At 72.4% G+C, this 8679-nt stretch carries 8 protein-coding genes and 1 pseudogene; 5 read left to right on the top strand and 4 right to left on the bottom strand.

Annotated features, from left to right (window positions below; genetic code table 11):
* The 3 genes from ACWEVO_RS21425 to ACWEVO_RS21415 form a co-directional block, all read left to right on the top strand.
* Positions 1 to 789, top strand: a 789-nt coding sequence (locus ACWEVO_RS21425) for a FecCD family ABC transporter permease (RefSeq protein WP_452309299.1), incomplete at its 5' end; no start/stop codon positions are given.
* Positions 786 to 1628 carry an ABC transporter ATP-binding protein gene (locus ACWEVO_RS21420; protein ID WP_452309298.1) on the top strand — a complete coding sequence of 281 codons (843 nt, stop codon included), beginning with the start codon at positions 786 to 788 and terminating at the stop codon, positions 1626 to 1628. The genes ACWEVO_RS21425 and ACWEVO_RS21420, both read left to right, overlap by 4 nt.
* Positions 1629 to 1664: 36 nt before the next feature.
* Entirely contained in the window at positions 1665 to 2609 is a 945-nt protein-coding gene (locus ACWEVO_RS21415; RefSeq protein WP_452309297.1) for an ABC transporter substrate-binding protein, read from the top strand.
* Positions 2610 to 2700: 91 nt separating this feature from the next.
* Here ACWEVO_RS21415 and ACWEVO_RS21410 read toward each other — a convergent pair whose 3' ends face one another.
* The 4 genes from ACWEVO_RS21410 to trmB form a co-directional block, all read right to left on the bottom strand.
* The gene (locus ACWEVO_RS21410; RefSeq protein ID WP_452309296.1) at positions 2701 to 3600 is read right to left on the bottom strand and encodes an endonuclease domain-containing protein; all 900 of its coding nucleotides are present in this window, start codon (positions 3598 to 3600) and stop codon (positions 2701 to 2703) included.
* A 159-nt stretch (positions 3601 to 3759) separates the two neighbouring features.
* Positions 3760 to 4407, bottom strand: coding sequence for a hypothetical protein (locus tag ACWEVO_RS21405; protein ID WP_452309295.1), 648 nt, complete (start codon positions 4405 to 4407; stop codon positions 3760 to 3762).
* A 120-nt stretch (positions 4408 to 4527) separates the two neighbouring features.
* Complete coding sequence (locus tag ACWEVO_RS21400) at positions 4528 to 7032, bottom strand: DEAD/DEAH box helicase (protein WP_452309294.1); 2505 nt, start codon at positions 7030 to 7032, stop codon at positions 4528 to 4530.
* A gap of 47 nt (positions 7033 to 7079) precedes the next feature.
* A complete protein-coding gene (trmB, locus tag ACWEVO_RS21395) occupies positions 7080 to 7784 on the bottom strand; it encodes a tRNA (guanosine(46)-N7)-methyltransferase TrmB (protein ID WP_452309293.1) in 705 nt (234 codons plus the stop codon).
* Between the two features lie 107 nt (positions 7785 to 7891).
* On the opposite strand from trmB, the gene ACWEVO_RS21390 reads away from it, so the two are divergent.
* Both ACWEVO_RS21390 and ACWEVO_RS21385 read left to right on the top strand, forming a co-directional pair.
* On the top strand, positions 7892 to 8485 hold the full coding sequence (locus ACWEVO_RS21390; RefSeq protein ID WP_452309292.1) for a hypothetical protein: 594 nt from the start codon (positions 7892 to 7894) through the stop codon (positions 8483 to 8485).
* 8 nt (positions 8486 to 8493) lie between these two features.
* Positions 8494 to 8679 (top strand): annotated as a pseudogene (locus tag ACWEVO_RS21385) (class F sortase); the annotation flags it as partial.

Genomic DNA, 8679 nt, shown 5'->3' with positions numbered 1-8679 from the left:
GAGCGCCACCGTGGCGGCCAGGCCGGCACCCTGATCCAGAGCGTGGCGCGCAACCCGCTGGCCAGCCCCGACGTCATCGGCGTCAACCAGGGCGCCGGCCTGGCCGCCACGGTGGCGCTCACCGGTGGGGCGGCGGCGATCCTGGTCGCGCCCGCCGCGCTGCTCGGCGGGCTGCTCGCCGCCGCGCTGGTGTTCGCCCTCGGAGCCCGGCACGGCCTGGCCGCGCAACGCTTCGTGCTGGCCGGCGTGGCGGTGGCCTTCGCGTTCCGGGCGCTCACCGAGGTGGTCATGCTCGCCGCCGACCCGATCGACGGGCTGCGCGCCCAGGTCTGGCTGATCGGCACCCTGGCCGGCAAGGGCTGGACCGAGGCCGCGTGGATCGCCGTCACCCTGGCCGTCCTGCTGCCGGTGCTGCTCTGGGCCGGCTGGGCGCTGCACAGCGCCGCCCTCGACGACGACACCGCCCGGGGCATCGGTCTGCGCCCGGTGGCCCGGCGGATCGGCCTGGCCGGCACCGGGGTGCTGGTCGCCGCGACCGTCACCGCCCAGGTGGGGGCGGTGGATTTCGTCGCCCTGGTCGCGCCCCAGGTGGCCCGGCGGCTGGTCCGGGCCGAACGCCCCCCGCTGCTCTGTGCGGCCCTGCTCGGGGCGCTGCTGCTGGTGCTGGCCGACCTCGCCGGCCGGCGCCTGCTCGCCCCCACCCAGCTGCCGGCCGGCGTGCTCACCGCCGCCATCGGCGGCCCGTACCTGATGTTCCTGCTGCTGCGGACCCGAGGGAGGCGGTCGTGACCGCGCTGCTGTCCACCCGCGACCTGGTCGTCGGCTACGAGGGCCGGACCGTCCTGGACGGGCTCGACCTCGACCTGCCCGCCGACGCGTTCACCGTCATCGTCGGGCCGAACGCCTGCGGCAAGTCCACCCTGCTGCGGACCATGGCCCGGCTGCTCACCCCCCGCCACGGCGCCGTGCTGCTCGACGGTACGGCGATCCGCGACCTGCCCACCCGCGAGGTGGCCCGGCGGCTCGGCGTGCTCCCGCAGAGCCCGCTGGTGCCCGAGGGGATCACCGTGGCGGACCTGGTCGGCCGGGGACGGCAGCCGTACCAGCGCTGGTGGCGGCAGTGGTCCGCGGCGGACGGCCGGGCCGTCGAGGAGGCCATGACCCTGGCCGACGTCGCCGGGCTCGCCGACCGGCCGGTGGACACCCTCTCCGGCGGCCAGCGCCAGCGGGTCTGGATCGCGATGACCCTCGCCCAGGACACCGAGGCGCTGCTGCTGGACGAGCCCACCACCTTCCTCGACCTGGCCCACCAGGTGGAGGTCCTCGACCTGCTGCACCGGCTGCGCACCGAGCGCGGCCGGACCGTGGTCGCCGTGCTGCACGACCTCAACCAGGCCGCCCGCTACGCCGACCACCTCGTCGCCATGCGGGACGGCGCGGTGGTCGCCGTCGGGCCGCCCCGCGAGATCCTCACCGCCGACCTGGTGCGGGACGTCTTCGGGCTCGACTGCGTGGTGGTGCCCTGCCCGGTCAGCGGCGCCCCGCTGGTGGTCCCCGCACTCACCCAGACCTCGGCCGCACCGGCCGCCGTGCCAGCCCCGGCCGGCTCCTCCGTCGGCGACGCCTGAGCGCGCGCCGGCTTCGTACCCGAAGAAAGGACCCTGATGCGTCGACTCGCCGCCGCTCTCACCGCGGCCCTCGCCCTCGGCGTCGGCCTCACCGCCTGCGGGGAGAGCGACCCCGTTGCCGGTACGGCCAGCGGCCAGACCCGGGAGATCACCCACGCGATGGGCACCACGAAGGTGCCCGCCGAACCGAAGCGCGTGGTGGTACTCGACACCGACAAGATCGACACCGCGCTCTCGCTGGGCGTCACGCCGGTCGGCGCGGCGACCGCCGGCGAGGCGAAGAGCTGGCCGACCTACTTCGGCGCCGAGAAGCTCACCGGCATCAAGGAGGTCGGCGTGCTCACCGAGCCCGACCTGGAGGCGATCACCGCGCTCAAGCCGGACCTGATCCTCGGCAGCAAGTTCCGCCAGGAGAAGTTCTACGACGAGCTGTCCGCCATCGCGCCGACCGTGTTCACCGAGAAGGTGGGCGTCACCTGGAAGGAGAACTTCCTCCTCGACGGCCGGGCGCTCGGCCGCGAGCAGCAGGCGAAGGACCTGCTGGCCGCGTACGAGAAGCGGGTCAAGGAGTTCGGCGCCGCGCTCGGCGATGCCGCATCGCGGAAGATCTCCATCGTGCGCTTCATCCCCGGCAACATCCGGGTGTACGGCCCCGAGTCGTTCTCCGGCATCGTGATCGGTGACACCGGGCTGGGCCGCCCCGAGCGGCAGCGCCTCGACGGCAAGGCGGACAAGCGCTTCGACCTGGTCAGCCCCGAGCGGGTCGACGAGGTCGACGGGGACGTCATCTTCGTGACCGCGTACGGCGAGAAGGCCGCCGCCGAGCAGGCCAAGGTCACCGGGGGCACCCTCTGGCAGGGCCTGTCGGCGGTCAAGGCCGGCAAGGCCCACGTCGTCTCCGACGAGACCTGGATGACCGGCATCGGCGTCACCGCCGCCAACAAGATCCTCGACGACCTCGAAAAGCACCTCTCCGCCTGACCCGCGCCCCCATCCCACCAAGATCAGCACAAATTCACGGAAAGAGTGGCTATTCCACGCGGAGTGGGCACTCTTTCCGTGAAAGTGCGCCTCAGTGGCGGTTACGCCTAGCGGAGAGGGCGGTGCGGATCTCAGTGAGGACGGCTTCGAAGTCCTCGGCCATGCGTTTGCTGGTCACGTGCAGGACGAGCCATTCGTCGCTCAGGATCTCGTTCAGGCGCCGGCGGTCACGATGGAACTGGTCGAGGTCGTGGTGCCAGAGACCGTCGTATTCAACAGCCACCTTCAACTCCGGCCACGCCAGATCGACCCTCGCAACGAAACGACCGTGGCGCTCGATGACGTGCTGGGTCACCGGCCTGGGAAGGCCGGCGCGGACGAGTCGTACCCGCAGTCGCGACTCGGGGAGGGACTCCGCGCCGCCGTCCACGAGGCGCAGCACCTCGGCGAACCGTCGTGCGCCGCGCTCCCCGTGGCGTCCGGCCAAATATGTCGCGAGTTCGGCCGGGCGGACCGCGCCGCAATGTATCAGCGCGTCGATGTGCGCCACCGCCTCTACCGGATCCAGCCAGCAGGCCAGGTCCCAGCAGGTGCGCGCCGCCGAAGTGACCGGGACCTGATCGACCCGTAACACCTCGCCTTCCTGCCACCTGGCGACGTGGATGCGCAGGCCGGCCACAGGCCCGAAGCGGGCTTCCGGCCGCACGAGCACCTCGACGGCATCGTCAGTACGAGGCTGCGGCCCGCCGAGCATCGCCACCGCAGACCGCCCGGCGATGGCACAGCCCGGCGGGAACAGCCAGGACGCTGCGGCGCGACAGCGGGTGAGGTGGGAGATCTCCAAGCGGGAGTCGGCGTACACGTTGTGGAAGAGTTGCTGCCAGGCGCTGGTCCGTAGAACGTTCTTCGTGAGCAGCCCACGATGAACCGCGTCCCGCGCGAAGAACACCTTGCCGGCCAGTTCGGCCGGCCGGCGAGGAGTACGAGCCACGCCTCAACCCTGCCCACCCGCACCCTCCCCCGAAAGCCCCTGTGGACAACCCCGAGGCTTCGTCTGCAATTTCACGGAAAGAGTGGCTATCCGACGTCGGATAGCCACTCTTTCCGTGAATTAGCGCGCTCAGAAGCGGATTTGGGGCGGGGGAAGGGGTCAGGCGGCGGTGGACCAGATGGCGCGGAAGGCGGCGGCTTCGCCGGCGAGCCACTGCTCGACCTGGTCGGGTTTGGCGTCCGTCGGCATGCGGTGGGACTCGCCGCGCCGGACGTCGACCAGGACCGGCTCGGCGTGCGGGAGCACGGCGTCCATGTGCCGGGCCATCAGGTGCAGCGTCGCCAGGGTGGCCTCCTCGCTCGGCGGCGCCTCGTCGAAGTGCAGCCGGACCGCCTCGGCGCGGCCGTCGGCGTACCGGACGCCGAAGTGCGGGTTGATCTTGACGGGCAGGTCGCCCAGCATGGCGAGGGCGTCGCGGGTCTGGGCCAGGTCGACGCCCATCGGCTCACCGAGCGAGTGCAGCCAGGTCGTCGCGCCCGGCACGAGTGCCTCGTAGAGCGGGCGCCAGCGCGGCTTGACCAGGTCGGCGACCTGGGCCAGGTGGGTGCCGCCGGTGTGGAAGGCGACGTCGGCCTTGAGCGCCTTGACGAACTGGCCGTGCGGGTTGAACCCGTGCCGGCTCGCCCGCTGCTTGCGCAGGCCCCCGACGAAGGTGGCCTTCGTCGGCCCGGTGCGGTCGACGTACCGGGTGAACCCGAGGAGGGTGGCGTAGGGGGTGAGCGGGGTGGTGGAGGTGGGCGCGGTCACGAGCATCCTCCCAGTTCAGCAGCTCGATTAGTACATACATTCTAATCGACGGGGCTGACATCGCCCAGGGCGCGAAAAGGGCCGCCCGGACATTCCGGGCGGCCCTGTCGAACAAATGTTCTACAGCTGTCCGACGTCGGTGATCCGGACGACCGCGGCGCCCGTCTCGTCGGAGGCGGCCAGGTCGACCTCGGCGCTGATCCCCCAGTCGTGGTCGCCCTCCGGGTCGTCCAGGATCTGGCGCACACTCCACGTCGAACGGCCCTGCTCGATCATCAGCAGCGCCGGCCCGCGCGCGTCCGGCCCCACCCCGATCGAGTCGTACGCCTCGAAGTAGGGCTCCAGCGCGTCCGCCCAGGCGTCCGCGTCCCAGCCGTCCCCGGCGTCGAGTTCGCCGAGGAGATCCCAGCGGCGCAGGGCGGCCAGCTCGACCCGGCGGAACAGGGCGTTGCGGACCAGCACCCGGAACGCCCGGGCGTTGCGGGTGACCGCCGGCGGCCGGTCGTCGAGCGAGGCGGCCACCTCCTCGACGTCGGACGGGTTGCGCAGCCGCTCCCACTCGTCGATCAGGCTGGAGTCGACCTGGCGGACCAGTTCGCCCAGCCATTCGATGAGGTCGACCAGTTCCTCGGTCTTGGCGTCCTCGGGGACGGTCTGCCGCAGCGTCTTGTACGCGTCCGCGAGGTAGCGCAGCACCAGGCCCTCGGACCGGGACAGCCCGTAGAACTGCACGTACTCGGGGAAGGTCATGGCCCGCTCGTACATGTCGCGGACCACGGACTTGGGGGAGAGGTGGTGGTCGGCGACCCAGGGGTGGCCCTGCCGGTACATCTCGTACGCCGACTCCAGCAGCTCGGCGAGGGGCTTCGGCCAGGTCACCTCGTCGAGCAGTTCGAGGCGGGCCTCGTACTCGATGCCCTCGGCCTTCATCGCGGCGACCGCCTCGCCGCGGGCCTTGAACTGCTGCGCGGAGAGCACCTGGCGCGGGTCGTCCAGGATCGACTCGATCACCGAGAGCACGTCCAGGGCGTACGCCGGGGACTCCCGGTCGAGCAGCTCGATGGTGGCCAGGGCGAGCGGGGACAGCGGCTGGTTGAGCGCGAAGTCGAGCTGGAGGTCGACGGTGAGGCGTACCCGCCGGCCCTGCTCGTCCGGCTCGGGCAGCTCCTCGACCACGCCACCGGCCTTGAGCGCCCGGTAGATGGCGATGGCCCGGCGGATGTGCCGGCGCTGCGCGGCCCGGTCCTCGTGGTTGTCGGTGAGCAGGTGCCGCATCGAGGCGAACGCGTCGCCGGGGCGGCCGATCACGTTGAGCAGCATCGAGTGGCTGACCTGGAAACTGGAGGTCAGCGGCTCCGGCTCGGCCTCGACGAGGCGCTGGAAGGTCGGCTCGCCCCACCCGATCGAGCCCTCCGGCGGCTTCTTCTTCACCACCTTGCGGCGCTTCTTCGGGTCGTCGCCCGCCTTGGCGAGGGCCTTCTCGTTCTCGATGACGTGCTCGGGGGCCTGCACCACGACCCGGCCGAGGGTGTCGAAGCCGGCCCGTCCGGCGCGGCCGGCGATCTGGTGGAACTCGCGGGCCTTGAGCAGCCGGGTACGGGTGCCGTCGAACTTGGACAGGCCGGTGAAGAGCACGGTGCGGATCGGCACGTTGATGCCGACGCCGAGGGTGTCGGTGCCGCAGATGACCTTGAGCAGGCCGGCCTGGGCCAGGGTCTCGACGAGGCGGCGGTACTTGGGCAGCATGCCGGCGTGGTGCACGCCGATGCCGTGCCGGACCAGCCGGGACAGCGTCTTGCCGAAGCCGGAGGTGAACCGGAAGTTCCCGATCGCCTGCGCGATCATGTCCTTCTCCGCCCGGGTGCAGACGTTGACGCTCATCAGCGCCTGCGCCCGCTCCAGCGCGGCGGCCTGGGTGAAGTGCACGACGTACACCGGAGCCTGCTTGGTCTCCAGCAGTTCCTCCAGGGTCTCGTGCAGCGGGGTCATCGCGTACGAGAAGAGGAGCGGGACCGGACGCTCGGCCGAGCGGACGACGGCGGTCGGGCGGCCGGTGCGCCGGGTCAGGTCGTCCACGAACCGGGTGGTGTCGCCCAGCGTGGCCGACATCAGGATGAACTGCGCCTGCGGCAGTTCGATCAGCGGCACCTGCCAGGCCCAGCCCCGGTCCGGCTCGGCGTAGAAGTGGAACTCGTCCATGATCACCTGGCCGACGTCGGCCCGGGTGCCCTCGCGCAGCGCCAGGTTGGCCAGGATCTCCGCGGTGCAGCAGATGATCGGGGCGTCCGCGTTGACGCTGGCGTCGCCGGTGAGCATGCCGACGTTCTCCGCGCCGAAGACCTCGCAGAGGGCGAAGAACTTCTCCGAGACCAGCGCCTTGATCGGCGCGGTGTAGAAGGTCGTCCGGTCGTCGGCCAGGGCCGCGAAGTGCGCCGCGACCGCCACCAGGCTCTTGCCCGAGCCGGTCGGCGTGTTCATGATCAGGTTCGCGCCGGAGACGATCTCGATGACCGCCTCCTCCTGGTGGGGGTAGAGGTCGAGATCGCGCTCGGACGCCCAGCCGGCGAACGCGTCGTAGAGGGTGTCGGGGTCGGCGCTCTTCGGCAGCGCGGCGGTGAGAGTCATGGCGGCTCCCATCGTGCCTGGATCATGGGCCGCCGCGCCAACCGGGTTCAGCGCCGCCGGTGGATCAGGTCGAAGACGTCCCGCCCGGCGGTCAGCGCGCGCCGCTCGAACTTGGTCACCGGCCGGTGCGCCGGCCGGGGCGCGAAGCCGCCGTACACGTCCACCAGCTCCGGGTCGGCGGTCAGCGTCTCCCGCATCGACTCCGCGTACTCGGCCCAGTCGGTGGCGCAGTGCAGTGTCCCGCCGGGCGCCAGCCGGGAGCGCAGCAACGCCACGTGCGCCGGCTGGATGATCCGCCGCTTGTGGTGGCGGGCCTTCGGCCAGGGGTCGGGGAAGAAGACGTGCACCGCGTCCAGGCAGCCCGCCGGCATCGCCCGGACCAGGTCCAGCGCGTCGCCCTGGGCCACCCGGACGTTGGCCAGCCCGTGCCGTTCGACCAGCTCCAGCAGGTTGGCGATTCCGGGCGTGTGCACCTCGACCGCCAGATAATGTCGGTCCGGGTCGGCGACCGCCATCGCGGCGGTGGCGTCGCCCATGCCGGAGCCGATCTCCAGCACCAACGGGGCCCGCCGGTCGAACAGCGCCGTCGGATCGAACGGCCCGTCGAGGTCGGCGATCTCCAGCCCGTACGCGGGTCGGAGCCGGGCCAGCGCGTCGCGCTGCCGGTCGCTCATCCGGCCGCGGCGCGGATGGAAGGTGCGGATGCGGGCGGCGTGGGCCGGCGGGGCGGCGCTCAGGTCGGTGGAGGTCACAGCGATCCGAGCGTACGCGACCGGCGGTGCGGATCGGATGTGATGTACGGCCCGGGGTGAGAGGATTCATCCCGTAACGGCAGTACGGGCCGGCGCCGGGAGGGGGCATGGTGTCAGTCACGCGACGCGCGGCGTTGCTGATCGCGGCCGCCGCCTGCGCCCCGCTGGTCGGGGCGGCCCCCGCGTCGGCCGGGCCGCGTCCCGTCGCGCTGCCCGCCGCCGAACCGGCGACCGGGGAGAGCCAGCCGCCACCCGAGGACGTCATCTTCGTCGAGGTCACCCCGAGCACCGTGGAGCCCGGCTTCCTGGTCGGCATCCGCGCCAGCTGCCGGGACAACTCGATCCCGGCGATCGTGGTCTCCGACGCGTTCGGCCGCGTGCAGGTGCAGCCGCAACGGGGGCTGCTCACCGCGTCGCCGATGGTCAAGGAGCGCGCCCGCCCCGGCAACTACCGGGTCAAGCTGGAGTGCCCCAGCGGGCAGACCGCGTCCACCATGCTCCAGGTGGTCAAGCAGGTGGAGCCGACCCTCAGCCCGCTGCCGAGCCGCGGCCCGGCGACCGGCTTCGGCGGCACCGCCGGCGGCATCGGGCTGGGCGGCCTGCTGGTGCCGGTCGGTCTGGCCCTCACCGTGGCCGGGGCGGTCGTCGGCGTGGCCGCCTCCCGCCGGCCCCGTACCGTCCATGGTGCCGCCCGCCACTGAGCCCCGCCATGGCCGCGCCTCCCGCCTCCCCACCGCCCACCCGGGTGGCTCGTGGTCGCAGCCCCTGGTCGGCGCCGCTCGCCGTGCTGCTGGTGCTGGTCGGGGTCTTCGCCACCGGCGCTGGGCTGGGCCGGACCGTCGGCCCGTTCGACTGGGCCGACGCGTCGACCGGCGCCACGCCGCGCGCCGCCGAG

The organism is Micromonospora sp. NPDC003776 (assembly GCF_053605645.1).
This window is presented reverse-complemented; position numbering and strand designations above follow the sequence as displayed.